General features: G+C 41.5%; 19 protein-coding genes and 2 pseudogenes. 18 read left to right on the top strand and 3 right to left on the bottom strand.

What is annotated here, in order from left to right:
• The first annotated feature begins 33 nt into the window (after positions 1–33).
• Together HW560_RS30655 and HW560_RS30650 are read left to right on the top strand one after the other, a co-directional pair.
• Positions 34–969, top strand: coding sequence for a carbohydrate ABC transporter permease (locus HW560_RS30655; protein WP_179265443.1), 936 nt, complete (start codon positions 34–36; stop codon positions 967–969).
• 17 nt (positions 970–986) lie between these two features.
• Complete coding sequence (locus HW560_RS30650; protein ID WP_090894683.1) at positions 987–1,823, top strand: carbohydrate ABC transporter permease; 837 nt, start codon at positions 987–989, stop codon at positions 1,821–1,823.
• A gap of 229 nt (positions 1,824–2,052) precedes the next feature.
• Here the strand turns inward: HW560_RS30650 and HW560_RS30645 are convergent, their stop codons facing one another.
• Positions 2,053–2,478 (bottom strand): exosporium protein C, encoded by a 426-nt coding sequence (locus tag HW560_RS30645; RefSeq protein ID WP_090894686.1) that lies wholly within the window; start codon positions 2,476–2,478, stop codon positions 2,053–2,055.
• Between the two features lie 147 nt (positions 2,479–2,625).
• Positions 2,626–2,853 (bottom strand): annotated as a pseudogene (locus tag HW560_RS30640) (ABC transporter ATP-binding protein); the annotation flags it as partial.
• Between HW560_RS30640 and HW560_RS34330 the strand changes: the two are divergent.
• From HW560_RS34330 to HW560_RS30615, 5 genes are all read left to right on the top strand, one after another.
• A complete protein-coding gene (locus tag HW560_RS34330) occupies positions 2,759–3,097 on the top strand; it encodes a tyrosine-type recombinase/integrase (RefSeq protein ID WP_306459224.1) in 339 nt (112 codons plus the stop codon). The pseudogene HW560_RS30640 and the gene HW560_RS34330 sit on opposite strands and share 95 nt — an antisense overlap.
• 97 nt (positions 3,098–3,194) lie before the next feature.
• Positions 3,195–4,034 (top strand): hypothetical protein, encoded by an 840-nt coding sequence (locus HW560_RS30630; protein WP_179265442.1) that lies wholly within the window; start codon positions 3,195–3,197, stop codon positions 4,032–4,034.
• A 186-nt stretch (positions 4,035–4,220) separates the two neighbouring features.
• Positions 4,221–4,499, top strand: coding sequence for a hypothetical protein (locus tag HW560_RS30625; RefSeq protein WP_090894694.1), 279 nt, complete (start codon positions 4,221–4,223; stop codon positions 4,497–4,499).
• Between the two features lie 140 nt (positions 4,500–4,639).
• On the top strand, positions 4,640–5,188 hold the full coding sequence (locus tag HW560_RS30620; protein ID WP_090894696.1) for an ATP-binding protein: 549 nt from the start codon (positions 4,640–4,642) through the stop codon (positions 5,186–5,188).
• Positions 5,189–5,398: 210 nt separating this feature from the next.
• On the top strand, positions 5,399–5,818 hold the full coding sequence (locus HW560_RS30615) for a 3-hydroxyacyl-ACP dehydratase FabZ family protein (RefSeq protein ID WP_090894699.1): 420 nt from the start codon (positions 5,399–5,401) through the stop codon (positions 5,816–5,818).
• Positions 5,819–6,089: 271 nt separating this feature from the next.
• Here HW560_RS30615 and HW560_RS30610 read toward each other — a convergent pair whose 3' ends face one another.
• Complete coding sequence (locus tag HW560_RS30610; protein ID WP_179265441.1) at positions 6,090–6,791, bottom strand: NAD(P)-dependent oxidoreductase; 702 nt, start codon at positions 6,789–6,791, stop codon at positions 6,090–6,092.
• A gap of 178 nt (positions 6,792–6,969) precedes the next feature.
• Between HW560_RS30610 and HW560_RS30605 the strand changes: the two genes are divergently transcribed.
• The 11 genes and pseudogenes from HW560_RS30605 to HW560_RS30555 all read left to right on the top strand — a co-directional run bounded on the left by HW560_RS30605 (position 6,970) and on the right by HW560_RS30555 (position 15,377).
• Positions 6,970–7,539 (top strand): TetR/AcrR family transcriptional regulator, encoded by a 570-nt coding sequence (locus tag HW560_RS30605; RefSeq protein WP_090894703.1) that lies wholly within the window; start codon positions 6,970–6,972, stop codon positions 7,537–7,539.
• 543 nt (positions 7,540–8,082) lie between these two features.
• On the top strand, positions 8,083–8,712 hold the full coding sequence (locus tag HW560_RS30600; RefSeq protein ID WP_179265440.1) for a DUF4367 domain-containing protein: 630 nt from the start codon (positions 8,083–8,085) through the stop codon (positions 8,710–8,712).
• 318 nt (positions 8,713–9,030) lie between these two features.
• Positions 9,031–9,585, top strand: a complete 555-nt coding sequence (locus HW560_RS30595; RefSeq protein WP_179265439.1) for a hypothetical protein — start codon at positions 9,031–9,033, stop codon at positions 9,583–9,585.
• A gap of 14 nt (positions 9,586–9,599) precedes the next feature.
• Positions 9,600–9,794: pseudogene (locus HW560_RS30590) on the top strand (hypothetical protein); the annotation flags it as partial.
• Positions 9,795–10,123: 329 nt separating this feature from the next.
• A complete protein-coding gene (locus HW560_RS30585) occupies positions 10,124–10,822 on the top strand; it encodes a cyclase family protein (RefSeq protein WP_179265438.1) in 699 nt (232 codons plus the stop codon).
• A 90-nt stretch (positions 10,823–10,912) separates the two neighbouring features.
• Positions 10,913–11,452: a hypothetical protein gene (locus tag HW560_RS30580; RefSeq protein WP_090894715.1), complete on the top strand. Its 540-nt coding sequence runs from the start codon at positions 10,913–10,915 to the stop codon at positions 11,450–11,452.
• Positions 11,453–11,632: 180 nt separating this feature from the next.
• On the top strand, positions 11,633–12,229 hold the full coding sequence (locus HW560_RS30575; RefSeq protein ID WP_179265437.1) for a chloramphenicol phosphotransferase CPT family protein: 597 nt from the start codon (positions 11,633–11,635) through the stop codon (positions 12,227–12,229).
• A gap of 322 nt (positions 12,230–12,551) precedes the next feature.
• Complete coding sequence (locus tag HW560_RS30570) at positions 12,552–12,809, top strand: hypothetical protein (protein ID WP_036669338.1); 258 nt, start codon at positions 12,552–12,554, stop codon at positions 12,807–12,809.
• Positions 12,799–13,170, top strand: coding sequence for a retropepsin-like aspartic protease (locus HW560_RS30565; RefSeq protein WP_074094074.1), 372 nt, complete (start codon positions 12,799–12,801; stop codon positions 13,168–13,170). The genes HW560_RS30570 and HW560_RS30565 overlap by 11 nt, the downstream gene beginning before the upstream one ends.
• Before the next feature lie 388 nt (positions 13,171–13,558).
• Positions 13,559–14,599 carry an ABC transporter substrate-binding protein gene (locus HW560_RS30560; protein WP_179265436.1) on the top strand — a complete coding sequence of 347 codons (1,041 nt, stop codon included), beginning with the start codon at positions 13,559–13,561 and terminating at the stop codon, positions 14,597–14,599.
• A gap of 1 nt (position 14,600) precedes the next feature.
• On the top strand, positions 14,601–15,377 hold the full coding sequence (locus HW560_RS30555) for a (2Fe-2S)-binding protein (RefSeq protein WP_179265435.1): 777 nt from the start codon (positions 14,601–14,603) through the stop codon (positions 15,375–15,377).
• Positions 15,378–15,407 lie beyond the last annotated feature (30 nt).

Raw genomic sequence — 15,407 nt, 5'->3', positions numbered from 1 at the left:
TATTCATGAATGACTTTTGGAAGGAGAATGCACATGGCGAAACTAGCCGATTCAGCTCAAGTAAGCGCAATTCCATCGGCAAGGAAACGAGCACTCCACAGAACTAACGTGACTGGGTGGCTGTTTGCTTCACCTTGGGCTATAGGGCTGCTATGCTTTTATGCAATTCCGATGCTAATGTCCATCTACTTCAGCTTCACTACTTACAGCATTCTGCAGCCTGGTGAATTTGTCGGAATGAATAATTATAGAGATCTATTTCATGATCCTCTGTTTTGGAAATCCATATACAACACGATTTATTTTACCGTATTTTTTGTTCCATTAAGTATATTTTTCGGTGTGGCACTCGCTATGATGTTGAATATGAAGGTCAAGGGAATGGCTATATTCAGAACGATCTTTTTCTTACCTACTCTCGTGCCACAAGTGGCTCTGGCTGTACTGTGGATGTGGCTGTTACATCCAAACTTCGGATTGGTGAACGGGATGTTAGCGCATATCGGTATCGCTGGGCCTTCTTGGCTTGGTGGTGAGGCGTGGTCCAAACCTTCGCTCATCTTGATGTCGCTTTGGGGTATTGGGCAAGCTGTCGTTATCTACCTTGCTGGACTAGGAGACATCCCTGATGAGTACTATGAAGCAGCACAAATCGATGGAGCTAACTGGTTTCAGAAAACGAGAAAGGTAACCCTGCCTTTGCTCACGCCCGTTATTTTCTACAACCTTGTCATGGGAATGATCGGTGCATTTCAACAGTTTACTCTTCCCTATACGTTGACCAAAGGGCAAGGAACTCCTGCAAATTCCATGACTTTTTACGTCATGTATTTATATGAGAACGGATTCAGGTATTTCAAAATGGGTTATGCCTCCGCAATGGCCTGGATCTTATTTATTATCGTCATGGCATTAACCGGAATTATTTTTATTACGTCTAAACGCTGGGTTCATTATCAAGGAAAATAAGGAGGAGGAAGTAAGGGATGAATCCTACCGCTATCAAAAGAATCAATCGTGCGTTAGCCTATGTATGTCTAATTATTGCTTCTGCATTTTTCATGATTCCGTTCATTTGGCTGCTTTCGACTTCTCTTAAACCACTCACACAAATCTTTACATTCCCACCAGAGTGGATTCCTCATCCAATTCTGTGGAGTAATTATTCCCGTGCCGTTGAGTATATCCCTTTCTGGACATATCTGAAAAACACGGCGATTATAACAATCGTTAGTACGCTTGGTGTGATCATATCCTGTCCCTTGGTTGCCTATAGTTTTGCCAAGTTAGAGTACCGTGGGCGAGGTTTACTTTTCTTTGTTACCCTCGCTGTGATGATGATTCCCGGACAGGTGACGATGATTCCTTTATTCCTGTTGTTTACTAAATTAGGTTGGGTAGGAACATCTCTTCCACTGATTGTACCCCAATTTTTTGGAGTGCCCATTTACATTTTTCTACTACGGCAGTTTTTCATGGGACTGCCTGATGCCCTGCGCGAAGCGGCCCGCTTAGACGGTGCTAGTGAGTTCCGCATATATTTACAGATCATGTTTCCACTAGCCAAATCCGCCGTTTTAGCGGTGGCATTGTTTCAATTTATGGGGAGCTGGACTGATTTCATGGGCCCCTTGCTCTATTTAACCAATGAACCATCTTACACGGTTTCGCTCGGATTGCAGCAATTTCAGAGTCAAAAGGGATCCGAATGGGGTCTATTAATGGCCGTATCCACCTTGATGACATTGCCTATTATTGTTTTGTTCTTTTTTCTTCAAAAGACGTTTATTAGCGGCATTACATTTAGCGGTATAAAAGGTTGAACATCATTTGTATGAATAAAGCTCCAGCGATTCGGAACCTCAGTGTAGATGGAGCCTTGGCCTGCGAGATGGGTTTCGATGAGGCATGAGCAAAAGCAGCCCATCCTCTGACGAGAACGAGCTGCTTATTACTTTTCTATCTCTTTTTCCATCTTAGAGTACTTATTCCCTCAAAATTGAGGTTTTTATAGGGCTATCATTCAAGTGCTGAGAATTGGGGAAAATGGTATCAGGTTCTCGTTTTAACGGCTAGCCCACTAAACGATATAGGCCCAACAACATCGGCTCTTGTATTTGCAGTAAGGTTTTCTGCTGTGACTGTGTAAACATGGGAACCGGCTTTTACATTTCTATCTTCTGCCTGGAACGTAACTGCATAATTTTGTTCAGAACCACTAGATTCGATACCTTGTTGGGTGTTGAAAATCTCTCTTCCATCGCGGAAGACTCTAAAGAGTATTTGCGCAATGCCAGTGACACCTCGAACCCCAACGGTTGCTACTAAATCTACCCGATTAGGTTGAGCATTGACTGGAATCCGTAAAGTGATTGTTGCAAGGCGAGATCTTGCCGGTGAACGCCGGATAATAAACGAGTTTGCTAAGTTGAACCTACGGCGCGGCTGTACGGCAGCTTTATCGAGAATACGTACCAAAATATCAACTCCTCTTGTTTGATATCTTTAAGATATGTTGGACACATAGAGAGTGATTGGACAATGATGTAAGATGTGTGTTAGGTCGTCTGATTCCCTAATAGGGATGAGGGGCCTTCTTTTTTTCCCTTACAGTGCTATTTTTTATCATTGAAGCTGCTCTTTATTTATTTTTCCATCAACAATTTCGATGATGCGGTTGCATCTTTTGGCGACTTCCAGATCATGGGTTACGATAATGACGGTTTTTCCTTCCTGTTGGAGCTGCTGCAATAGATTCATGATCTCCTCTCCGGTTTTTCGATCCAGATTTCGAGTCGGCTCATCGGCCAGAATTAATTCAGTTTCTCCGACCAAAGCTATCGCGAAGGTAAGTATTCATGCCCAGAGGCACTCCCTCGCCACTCATTTGCTGGAGAATGGGACAGAACTACGGTACATTCAGGAGCTACTCGGTTATACAAGAGCGCGAACAACTCAGCAGTTAGTAAGAAAAGTATTCAGCGTATTCAAAGCCCGTTGGATCGGATGGACATGGGGATGGAGTGATTCTCTAAATCTTCCTTTTTCCCTAATTTTTTCTACGCAAATGCCACAACATGGGTTATCATATACGTAGTTCAGATACGTGACCGAATGTTTGGTATTTACGAAGTACATAAATTAGCTGTTATGAGAAATCCCTAATAATATTTAATGAACAAGGAGAATACAAAATGAACTTTTGGAAATTGAAATATAAGATTGAGTCGTATCTGAATTTCTTCAATAAAATCACCATCAATGACGTCAGCTTTTATCGGGATGATGCGGTTAATTATGCTGAACTGAAAGTTGAGGCTCAAGACATTCAAGAAGCTGAAAAGCAAGGTGAAATGAAATTGCAAGATGTCTTGAGTGCTATGGAATTCACTTTAAACAAGAGAATTAACTTTTATGTTATGGATATCCAACAGGAAAAAGGTGATGGAAAATCTCAATTAGTTGGTGATTCGATTTTAGCTGGTGCTGTTGCAGTAAGAGTTCCATTCCCAGAAACTGAGTTGGAAAATATCAATGATATTTTTATAGGGATCAGTAACTCCAATAATATTGGAACTATAGCCTATCAATCATATTTGAAAGGAATTGAAGTCGGAGAATGGTATAATGAAGCGTTTCTCAACTTTTTCAAAGCAATAGAAGTTATTTCAAATACATATCTTGAAGAAGGAAAGAAGGAAAAAGAAATTTCTAATGAAGAGAATCTAAAATCTTTAGTAAAAAATCTTGAAGATTATGTAAAACACAAAGAAGATAATCTTGATAAGTTAAAAAAAATTTGTACCGACATACACAGTTTGGGATTTATTGAACTTAAAAAGAAAATTGATATAGCTTTAATGGATCTAGGTTTAAGTGAATACAGCAAAGAAGCAAAAAAAATAGTGAACTTTAGAAATAAATTTGTAGCTCATGGAAGTAGTAACAAAATCATTGAAATTCAAGAGCTAGAGAAGTGCAAAAACATTTCTAAGATGATGATTAAAAAATACATTGAGAAAAATCATACTTAAGAGATTACAAGGAAGTTAGGGACATCTTATAACATAATATTCACGCTGCGTCTCCTTTGGAGCCTTGGTCTGCGGGAAGGATCTCAAAGAGGGATTCCAATAGACAACCCCTTCGGGGTTCATGAATACAGGAACGTTATCTGCAATCAGGCTATAAGATAAAGCGTTTTATAAAAGGGGAATTGAATGATACAAATATTAGAAGAGCCGACAGGAGTAACATATAAACAATTAATATCTTTGGCATTTACCATATGTGATGAGTTCATATTAGTCAAAAGAGATCAAATTGAATTGAGTGAAAAAGCAAAACATTCATTGAGGAACTACAACACATATAAAAGAGATTACAAAGCAAGAAGAATGGTTAGTGACAATAGGCACGAAAATGAAGGATTTATAAAGACAACGGAACGCCAGGAGATATTAAAAATCAGAGCAATTGAAGGCATGATGATTTATTAGTATTTCGAAGAAGAGCCTGACAACATATAACATAGTATGCAAGCAGCGGCTCCTTCTGGAGCCTAGGTCTGCGGGAAGGATTTCGGAGAGGAATTTAAGAAGCAGATAACCCCACCCCAAAAGAAATAGGAGAGAATCTTATGGATCGCTTGGTAGTCATGACGGTTGGGAAAACTCATAGTGGCAAAACCACCTTTGCCAAAGAATTAGAATCCGTATTACAACAAGCTATTGTAATTGATCAAGATAATCATGCTGAATTTATTAATGAGCACTACAAGAAACTTCGTCCTATAGAAGGTCCGAACACTTTAAAATTCTCTGTAACTGACGCAATTGTTAACTATGCTACGGAGCAAAGCAATTTCCACATTATTTTAAGTAACTCTAATTTGAATAAATCAGGAAGAGCAAAAGTTCTCCGATATTTTCATAATAAAGGATTTAAAAGTATAATTGTTTATTTTGATTTACCCAATGATTTACTGAAAGAACGTGTTATACGCTCCCAAAGAAGCAAAGCTATATTTAGAAGTGCATCAAGCTTTTTGGAAGTATTGGAGAGACAAGAAAATTTGTCAGAAATAGAACCAAGTAAAGATGAAGCAAATTATATATTTATCATTAATGACCTCAATAATACCGTGGGAATTATTCAACAAATAATAGCAATCACTGGTACTAGATGATTCGATGAAGGCCGATCCTTCAGATAACATTATATCCACGCTGCGGGGCTTACACCCCTTGATCGTCCGATGTATAATCATGGTAGATAATCGGACTTACACGAGCCGACCTAAGATAGGAGCTATCTAAGGCCAGCTCGCGTCGTGAATACAAAGACGTTATCGGGAAAAGTATTATGAGCTGAAAGATGACTTAAGGGAGTTCCAAACATGACAAAAATACCAAACGTTTTACCTCACAGGTATCCTTTTTTATTTGTAGATCAAATTCTTGAAATTGAACAGAACAAGTGGGTTAAGGGATACAAGAACATAACAATTAATGAATGGTTCTTTTATGAAAATAATAATTCAGTTCCAAGCACTTTGATTATCGAGGGCCTTGCCCAATTGGGGGCATTTGCAACAATGTCAAACAATAACGGGCTAGGCTTCTTGTCCGCTTTAAAGGGTATTGAAGTTCTAGGCCAGGCATACCCAGGTGATCGATTAGATTTGTACTATAAGGTTTTAAAGAACAAAAGAGGCTTCATTATTGGAGAAGGAGTAGCTACTGTGGGGAATAAAGTCATTATAAGAGCAGATGAAATTATGATATACTTACAAGCCAACACCGAGTATGTATATTGAGGAAAAGGAAAAAATCCGATAACAACGCATTCAAGTTGATGGACTGTCGTTCCTTGGTCCGCCCGGGGTTTTCGACGAGGTTCCGGGCTTTATTTCGGAAGAAGTGAAAATCGATATTCACACATCAGACTTCCGTCCTTGGACCAAGTAGGAGAAAGAACCTCAACACATGCTGGGTCGTATTGCAATTTTTGAATTTCTTCAAGGCAGTGTGCTGTGGTGTTGTAATAATGACAAAGAAAATGAAATTAATATGCCATCGCTATCAATCTTACCGTCCTACATTAACAATCCTTCTTGTCCACTCGGGCTCACTGGTCGCCGCACGCACCAGGCAGTCGGCACAGTCTTCAAAGGGAAGCGCCCCGAGCGGGTTGATGCGAGCCAGTGGTCCTGCCGTATAGTGCAACGTACCCTCCGCATATTGAAGCACGGATGCACGTACAATGACCCAATCCAGTTCACTCTGGATGAGTGCTTTCTCTGCCATACTTTTATCCTGAATCGCCTTCCGAAAGATGCTGCGCATCAGACACACCGCCAACCCGTTGAAAAGAGAAAGCTCTTTCCCATCGCTCAAATTAATGCCGCTCTGCATAACTATGCGCTTCACACCTGTACGCTGACAGGCTGAAACGATATTTGGAATTCCTTCGGACATGACCGTACCTGGTGAGAAATTAGCCGCGATTGTATGTATTCCAGCTCTGATATTTCCCAAGTTCTTCGCGGCGGACTCCGGCGACAAATTACTGGGAGGACCTATGCAGCTGATCACAACGTCTGCCCCCGTAATGGCGTTGACCATGCTATGTTCGTCTAATACATCTCCTTTTCTAACGGTGAGTCCCTCTTTTGGCGATAGGGATTCCGGCCGACGAGCAACGCCGATAATCTTGTGTCCTAAAGCAAGCGAACGGTCCATTACTTTCCTTCCAGTTCCTCCTGTAGCCCCAATAACTGCAATTTTCATGTTTATTAACTCCATTCCCATTCATGCATAAATGCACGATAGTGTATTATTTATCATGTATGTATAATGGTATACAGAAATAAAAACGCTACAAGTCTTAAAAAGTCGGATTTCGTGCATTAGTTCACAGGTTCACTGAAATTGTGTAAGAACTATGAAGAAAACTGGGGGTTTTCAAGTGTTAAAGGTGGATCGAAGGGTACGTAAATCCCAGGAAGCCATCAAAATGGCAGTTATTGAACTGATGATTGAAAAGGATTTTGATCAAATCACGATACAAGATATCTCCGACAGAGCGGATGTTAGCCGCAGAACGATCTATCTTCATTACACGGACAAATTCGATCTTCTCGATAAGCTCATCGAAGAACATATTACGAACCTGCGCGAGATCTGTGAATCTACAGAAGATGATGCTGGTTATAACGATATGGGGTTAGTGTGGTTCGAATATTTTGAAAATCATTCTTTATTTTTCTCCGCATTGCTGGCGAGTAAAGGAAGTTCTTTTTTCCGAAATCAGTTTCTGGCCTTTTTCATCGGAGAATTGGAGAAAGGGAACAGTGTATCCGAAGGTGGAAGCATTGCAGCAATAACGGAAGGGATAAATGTTGAGGTTCAGTTTCTGGGGGCGGCGATTGTTGGCGTAGTAGAATGGTGGTTTAAAAAAGAAAAGCCACTTCCTCCATCCGTTATGGCCGAGCGTATAGGTGCATTGCTCGAAAGGAATCTGGATACGGATAATTGAAAGAAGCTGCATGCGATTGGTATCATGCAGCGGGGAGGAGCGCCACGACGACGTGATCGTGGCGCTTATTGGCGTGCATCACAGTTGCACCAACGTGATGCTGCACGTTTTGGGCATCACGAGTAGCCGTCGTGATGCACGCACATGCTGACATCACGGTCATGCACCCGTGATGTCAGCATGAGCCCCGCGATCACATATCGCGGGGTAACCTACCCATGAGGTGCTGCACCCAATGGGAGCAGCACCTCACCCTTACGCGGCTTGTTACTGTACAGCCGCGTCCCGCTTCACCTTTTACAAAAAAAAGTGAATCGCCCTTCTATTTCGCTGACGAAAGTTCTGGCTGGAAAGCAAGGCACATTAACAAGACAGCACAACCTAAGCGCAAAATAAGTGTGGTTGATAATCCTGAATTGACAATGCTGAGAGAAAATGTCATGTTTTTAACATAAAAGTGAAGCTATTTTGAACGATGAGTATATATCCCAAAAGCAAAGGAGTGAGCACGTATGGAAATTAAAAATAAAAGCGGTGATTTTCTTGGGAAAATTCAGATCGAATCGCTTGAAAGTGATCATATCATGGACCATATCATACGTGATCTGCGGCCGGGTGGATGGGAAGGCGATTTATATTGCGGATGCCACAGAAAACCAATTCACGCAGCAAATAAACTATGCAGCTGTTGAGTGGGAGCATGGCTTGGATCGGTTATCGGAAACATTATCTCTGTGGCGCCCAAGGTTTCCGGCTCATGTTGATGTGCACACCATTCAAGTCTATTATGGGTTCGATAATCTAACACCGGATGAGATAGATGAAATGGTGGAAGAAAGCAAAACATCTGGACAAAATGTTGTGGTGCGCGACCTGAAACCAAACACCAAGCTTGTGGGTGTCCGTATCACGTACAAAGAATACGGTACGTTTAAACTTAACATTTTCGGAACGACCAAAAGCCGAATTCAACTGTCTGACCATGAACTGTCTCAGGTGAAATCATTGCATGTACGGGGTGCGGAAGCATTTTACTTTTCAAATCACGGAACAGATCGCTTGATTTGGATTGAAGAGGGAAGCAGCAGAAAGGCGCTGCAGTATGAACTCATCGGCCAGCAGACGTCGGCAGAGAAATTAATCCAAATTGCAGAATCGATGAATGTTCAGTAATACAGTGAGAGGACAGATTAAAAGATGAGGTAAAATGATGGGTGTAAGGAAAAAATATAAACGCAAGATCATCGTTTTAGTCGATTGTTGTATTTGTACGTGGAACCGGATATTGATGATGAAGGGATCATTAAATATGAATTGTCACACCAGGCTTGATTGGGGAGATTATTGACTGGTGTCTTTTGAAAGACAAAGAGATCAGAAGGGTGAACTGGAAAGGCGAAATCTTTACATTAGAATGAAATGTTTAAATGGAGATGGGAGTCAATCATCTGATGAAGTCACAACAAGTCACAACATGTTTCTGGAGGAGTCATGGGGACAGACATTTGGTTTTATGTAGAAAAAAGACACTACCAAAGAGAATATCAATGGACGAATGGCAGCGTGATCGAGATTCCCAAGAGTGAAAAAGAACTGAATGATACAGCCCGCTGGGTCAGTGAGGATCGCTGGAAGGTTAATCCTAACCACTACCTGTACCCGGAAGAAGATATTTCTCAGCTCATACTAAGTGATCCAAGTGAATTTTATAGAGGGAATAGAAATTATGATCTATTTGGTATTTTGTCTAATACTAGAAATGAGCGCAATCTTAAATTTATATCCTCTCCGCGAGGCTTACCGACTGATCTGTCTCCTGAATTACGCGAAGTTGCATTGGAGAATAAGGATGACTTCTATGACCACAGCTGGCTTCTAGTAGAGGAATTATTGCATTTCAAATGGGACGAGCGCTTTTATTGTGATACGTTCATGGAATACAGAAATGTTAAACACGTATGTTCCGATTTCATTCATGAAACTATCCCGAAACTGTCAGCGTTAGGAGAGCCCAAAGATGTGCGGGTGATTTTCTGGTTTGGTTAGTAAAAGCTAAATATGGAGGGAATGATTCCGAGCGTATTATGAAGGCTGTAGAAGAAGTGTTGGTTACCTTTAACGAAATGAATGAGGCCAATGATTATTTTATTGAGACGATGGAACGTGAAGAATTGGCTGATTTTATCGACAAGGCGGCTAGGCTGGCTGGATTAGAGATTGAAGAGGACGAAGATATTACGGAAGAATGGAGAGACTCAAACGAAGCTATACATTGGCAAACGTTAATAAAACATAGCGATTGTTTTCATGATCAATCTGGTGTGGGATAAATTCTGGAAGGGGGCAAAATATGTTTGCGGAGCTCTTTAACAGAGTACAAGAGAGAGCATGTGAGATTATTGGTTTCCATCGTTACACTCCGACTAGAGAAAAGTTGATAGAGGTCTCCAAAGACGGAATGCATAAGGGGAAACTAGCGGCCAAACGAGCACTAGTCAGAATGAGAGAATAAAAGATGTAAAAAGAAGTATGCGAGATGAGTAGAGCAGAGCAGTAAGTTTACTCAAGTATGGAGGTGTTTCTTTTGCAATCTTCTGAGCTTGTCCATCAATTTATGAATTGTTTTAATCAACTGAACGTATACGATATTTCACCCGTATTTGAAACGAATATGCCGGGATTTCATCATCATCCATCTCTCGGCATTGTGGAGAATCATCGCAACTTCTGCCATCATGGATACTATGCACAGACGTTAATCATATCAGAGCATACGGGCTCACATGTGGATGCCCCAGTGCATTGTCACGGAGAACAGGCAGCGATTGATCAACTTCCGGTGGATTGCCTGATTGGTCCCTACAAGAAATATGATCTGGAAAATTTCACTCTTGAAGCAGGCAAACCTGTTGGATTGGACATGATCCGAGAGGTAGAGAAGCGGGATAACTTCACTCTTCAGGCAGGTGATATTGTGCTGATTGACTTTGGCTGGGACCAATACTATAAGCCGGATGCGAGCGGCAAGGAGAGAGACTGGTGGGGGAAAAATGAGCCTGGACTCACCCGTGAGGTGTGCAAATATTTTTACGAGTCGGGCATTAAAGCTATTGGAGCAGATACACCAGGGGTAGATATTTGTATGGTGAACGGGGAAATCCTGAGCGCTCCAGGTCATGTAGAATATTTTTTGCCTAACCATATCTTGATCATGGAAGGGTTCAGCAGAATGAATCAGGCTCCAGCAGCAGGGCATATTTATGGCACTTCCTTTGAAAATTAAAAATGGATCAGGCTCACCTATTCGTCCAATTTTATTGGCGTAGTCACCTGGGAGATTAGGCTGAAGGCTAGTAGACAAGGAGTTCTCGACATGAAAATAGAACCTAATAAAGAGTTTGCTTGTAAGCTAGGCATTATGCTGGGGAGTAAATTAATCTGGTACAAGCATTTTCAGCCTTTTTGTGATGACATGATCCTTGCATACACGAAACCGCCGTATTGGATCATCGAGTTAGCTGCGGTGCGTTATCAAGGCAGTGCTATTGAAATCGTTAACAAATACATTCATTCAGAACCTTGTATTACTTATTACAATAGTAAACATTTCGATCAATACATTGCTTGTTTGTACATAAAGTACGAAAGAAGAGAAATATCCTGGGCCAGCTTTCTGCTGGAATCTGGTCAGTATGCTGACAGTTGTGAAGCTGTGAAAGAGCCTTGTGAATACTTTTTTGATCTGTTAAGTCAATATGAAGCTGAAGAATTCAACATGGAGCTTGAACATAAACAAAGAGAAGAGATAAAAGATAAGTTTCGAAACGAAATTATTGAAATGCAGGAGATTAATGATGTGTTTAGGGAGTATTTTAAACAATATATTATGAAGGAAAGAGAAGTATCTAATTAACTTGGCAGAAGATTTCGTTGGAAAAATGATTCATGGGACATATAGCTTCGAACCAAATCTTTTATTCGATTCTGGTTCTAGGATGTATAAAAGCTATAAGGGAAGGCCTTATGACTTGGGAATTTTTTTGGTATGTGATTTGAATGGCAGCACCAATTCTAATGATAAGGGTGGATGAATATGGAACGAGGACTCATTATATTTTTGAACGGAACGTCAAGTGCGGGGAAGACAAGCATCGCGATGGAATTGAAAAATCAGGGAGAGGTTCCGTTTCATCATCTGTCTGTAGATCAATTTGCCCAAAATTATGATCAGTTTATCGACAATACATACCCAGATATGAAACCAACGAGAGAAGTGGAACACCATGTGATGACAGATATCCTGTTCGACCCTATCAATTCGTTGTACTGTGCAACCATTAAACTGTTTTCGGAAATGGGTTTGAATGTCATCGTAGATACGGTCATCAGCAATGACAAGTGGTTTAACGGTTTTTATGATTTACTATCGGATTATCCGATATTGTTTGTAGGTGTGCAGTGCTCGAAAGAAGAACTCACCAGAAGAGAGCAGAGCAGGAGAGATCGTGAGATTGGACTTGCCCATTCCCAGTTCGACTACATCTACTCTTATGATGAATATGATCTGGAAGTGAATACGGAAGAGCTTAGCTCAGCTGCATGTGCGGAAAAGATATTAAGTTATATATATTCCGAGCAGGAATACTTGGCATTTAAGAAGTTAAGCAGAAGAGAGGTAAAAACACCGTAAAAGAAATGAATTCAATGATTTTCGTGATAAAGATGAACGGCATATGTGGAATAATAGATCTATGTATAAACCCATCGACTATAAAGAACCCATTGAGGTATTTGTTAAAGAGCTTCAAACACGGTTTGAAGTGGAGAGTTAGAGAAACTGGATTTTCATCGGAGACCTCTGGTGCCAGTAACAGTATAAGATGGATCATGGTGGGTTATTCCAGCAAACCACATCTGATCAAGTCAGACGTTATGAATACGGTAAAATGAGATCAGGAGATATGTTAAAATTACAGAAAGTAGAACTAACTCAATAACAGGAGGTAGAACACATGAAATGGCAAGAAGTTAGAGAACTGTTCCCTGACCAATTTGTTCTGGTTTCTATCATTCATTATCATGAGGAAGATAACAAAAAAATAGTAGATGAAGTTGCACCAATCCGAACCATATCAGAACGAGATGTAAATAAAGAGTTTTTTCAAGTAGAGCCTGGTAACGTCGTGTATCATACTTCAAATCAAGACTTTGTGATCAACCTTCGCAGAGATCCATTAATGAGAGTGAGACGTAATACGAATGAAAATTAACTATGATGGTCAGTTAATTACAACGTCACTCACCGTTACATTTAGAGGCAGAGTATTAAGAATAGATGATGTAATTATAGATACAGGATCCTCACATACGATCATTAGTCCTGATGTTTTAGAGGAAATCGGTGTGACCTATGAAACCGGCGATTCGATATATGAAGCATACGGGATTGGAGGAAGTATTCCTTTCTACACCAAAGTCATGGACAGGATTGAAATAGGAACAAAAAGCATTGGGAATATAGAAATAGATGTAGGCATATTACCTAAAGAACATAAAGGGCTTCTCGGATTGGATATTCTGAAACAACAAAATTTTATAATTGATCTGAAAACATTAGAATTACATTATTGAAAATAAAATTGTAGAGTGCGTTTCGGATAATAAGATACATATACAAGTGGTTTTTACCTAACAAATTTTGTTGGGTTTTTTTGTTCTAGATCCTACGCGCTTTTCAATAGTTGAATTATGCTCTTATCCCATTACTCTAATCCGTAACCAACACTAAACATAAGCACGATTCGCTGCTATGAAACCGATTGCCCGTTCTCCGGTTTGAGCACAAGAAGCATGGTTTACTTTCTTCCAAGAAGCTATTGCCTTTCTCCGCACCATGTCGCATTAGTCCGGCCCAAATGTCGCAAAAGTACATGGTAACCCGATACGGAGATCGTATATACTCTCTTTATGTTTCGATAATGAAAATCATTATCAGTATTATACATAAGGGGGATTCATCATGAATCAAGGAACAAAGGGGCAGGCTGCCGGAAGCAAGGCATATGCTGCTCGCAAATCACGATTATTCATGGGCTTGATGTTAGCCCTTATTCTTGTCCTGACGGCTTGCGGTGCCGGAACAGGTACAGATAGCGGCAAACCGTCGGCGGCAACGCCAGCGGAGACACCTGCGAACGCAGAAACTCAGACTGACGGAGCTTTTCCCGTAACGATCACGCATATGAAGGGTGAGCTGACGCTAAACGAAAAACCTAAGAAAATTGCGGTGCTTGATGTTAAGTTTCTCGATCAAATGTTAGCTGTTGGCGAGAAGCCGGCTGGCAGTGTCATCGCTGGAGGCAACACCGATTTTCCTGAATACTTAGGAGATCAGCCGAGTGATGTACAGGTTCTGGGTACACGGGACGAGCCTAATCTGGAAGCAATTGTAGCCTTGGACCCGGATCTGATTATCATGACGGACTTCCAGGAGAAGCAGTATGAGAGTGTAAGCAAAATTGCACCTACCCTGGTACTTGATTTTTACGAAGACTGGCGTGATACGTTAGCCACAGTTGCTAAGATTACAGACAAGCAGGACGAGGCAGAGACGGTGCGTAAAGCGTATGAGGAAAAAGTTGCTGGATTGAAGACCAAGCTTGCGGAGAAGTTGGGTGATGAAACGGTAGCGCTGATTCGTCCGAGAAAAGAAGGCATTCGTGTTCATGGTATCGAGCATCGCACAGGTGGCATTCTTTATCAGGATTTGGGCTTGAAAATGCCTGCACTCGTTGAGGGAATCAAGGATGATACCTCTGTTGAAATCTCGATGGAGAAAGTCCCTGATATTAAGGCAGATCGTTATTTTGTGCTGTCGGATGAGCTGTTTGCGGCAGAGGCAGAGGCTATGTTGACTAATCCAGTGTGGAAGTCCCTCGATGCTGTGAAAAATAACCGCACGTATGACGTAAACTCAACACTGTGGATTGCATACTACGGACCGCTTGCGATTAATCTGATTGTAGATCAGGCAGCGGAAGCCCTGCTCGGATCGAATTAATATGAACCGATATCTCTCGACAGACTTATGGAAAGAGACCGTGGAGGATCATTCGATTTTGCTTGGTGAGCCGCCTGAACATAGCATCCGTACCATTGCTCTAAGTGAGCTGCATGACGAAGCGGCCTGCCGGGAGTATATCAGCTGGTTTCAGGAGTATATCGATGCGCCTGACATGAAGGTTGCCGCCTCCATGTTAGCCAAGCGAATTGGCTATCTGTGGACGGCTCCGCTGATGACCGCGATGACTTTTCATCACCAGCATGTTTCGTTTCAGCTGGAGAACAGCTTTCTCTATCATCCGAAGCTCGAAGAACATGAGGGCGGTACACGATTTCCTTTTCTAGCAGTGAACGGAATTGGGGCTGAAGCACTGACTGGAGACAGGAACGTGTGGCGGGAAAAGGTGGTCGAGGAGATGTTTGCGGTACAGCATACACCCCTGTTAAAGACGCTTGCTGCGATTGCGCCTCTTTCCATGAGTATTCTCTGGGAGAACATTATGGTACGCATTGGCCCGCTATATACGCCTGATGCCGACGAGACAGAGCAGGATAGTGAGCACATCCAGGCGGACTTTTCATATCTTACGCAAGTGGCGTCCGGGCAAGTGTTCGGTGTGAGAAAGAATCCGTTGACCCGCTTCACCGATTGTAAGGACAATGTGCACGTTGCGAAAAGCGAGCGGATCACCTGTTGTTTTTATTATCAAATGTCAGGGGAATATTGCAGAAAATGTCCGAAAATTGACAATGAGAATAAATCTCAATTAAAATGACAACAGCAACAACTTTACCTTTGCTATTGT

The organism is Paenibacillus sp. E222 (assembly GCF_013401555.1).
GTDB lineage: Bacteria > Bacillota > Bacilli > Paenibacillales > Paenibacillaceae > Paenibacillus.
The sequence above is the reverse complement of the archived record's forward strand: the minus strand, read 5'-3'. Positions and strand labels throughout refer to the sequence as shown.

Excerpts from the sequence above, each read along its gene's own strand:
- HW560_RS30655 (WP_179265443.1), top strand. The coding sequence starts at position 34 with ATGGCGAAACTAGCCGATTCAGCTCAAGTAAGCGCAATTCCATCGGCA.
- HW560_RS30650 (WP_090894683.1), top strand. The coding sequence starts at position 987 with ATGAATCCTACCGCTATCAAAAGAATCAATCGTGCGTTAGCCTATGTA.
- HW560_RS34330 (WP_306459224.1), top strand. The coding sequence starts at position 2,759 with ATGATCTCCTCTCCGGTTTTTCGATCCAGATTTCGAGTCGGCTCATCG.
- HW560_RS30630 (WP_179265442.1), top strand. The coding sequence starts at position 3,195 with ATGAACTTTTGGAAATTGAAATATAAGATTGAGTCGTATCTGAATTTC.
- HW560_RS30625 (WP_090894694.1), top strand. The coding sequence starts at position 4,221 with ATGATACAAATATTAGAAGAGCCGACAGGAGTAACATATAAACAATTA.
- HW560_RS30620 (WP_090894696.1), top strand. The coding sequence starts at position 4,640 with ATGGATCGCTTGGTAGTCATGACGGTTGGGAAAACTCATAGTGGCAAA.
- HW560_RS30615 (WP_090894699.1), top strand. The coding sequence starts at position 5,399 with ATGACAAAAATACCAAACGTTTTACCTCACAGGTATCCTTTTTTATTT.
- HW560_RS30610 (WP_179265441.1), bottom strand. The coding sequence starts at position 6,791 with ATGAAAATTGCAGTTATTGGGGCTACAGGAGGAACTGGAAGGAAAGTA.
- HW560_RS30595 (WP_179265439.1), top strand. The coding sequence starts at position 9,031 with ATGGGGACAGACATTTGGTTTTATGTAGAAAAAAGACACTACCAAAGA.
- HW560_RS30580 (WP_090894715.1), top strand. The coding sequence starts at position 10,913 with ATGAAAATAGAACCTAATAAAGAGTTTGCTTGTAAGCTAGGCATTATG.
- HW560_RS30575 (WP_179265437.1), top strand. The coding sequence starts at position 11,633 with ATGGAACGAGGACTCATTATATTTTTGAACGGAACGTCAAGTGCGGGG.
- HW560_RS30570 (WP_036669338.1), top strand. The coding sequence starts at position 12,552 with ATGAAATGGCAAGAAGTTAGAGAACTGTTCCCTGACCAATTTGTTCTG.
- HW560_RS30565 (WP_074094074.1), top strand. The coding sequence starts at position 12,799 with ATGAAAATTAACTATGATGGTCAGTTAATTACAACGTCACTCACCGTT.
- HW560_RS30560 (WP_179265436.1), top strand. The coding sequence starts at position 13,559 with ATGAATCAAGGAACAAAGGGGCAGGCTGCCGGAAGCAAGGCATATGCT.
- HW560_RS30555 (WP_179265435.1), top strand. The coding sequence starts at position 14,601 with ATGAACCGATATCTCTCGACAGACTTATGGAAAGAGACCGTGGAGGAT.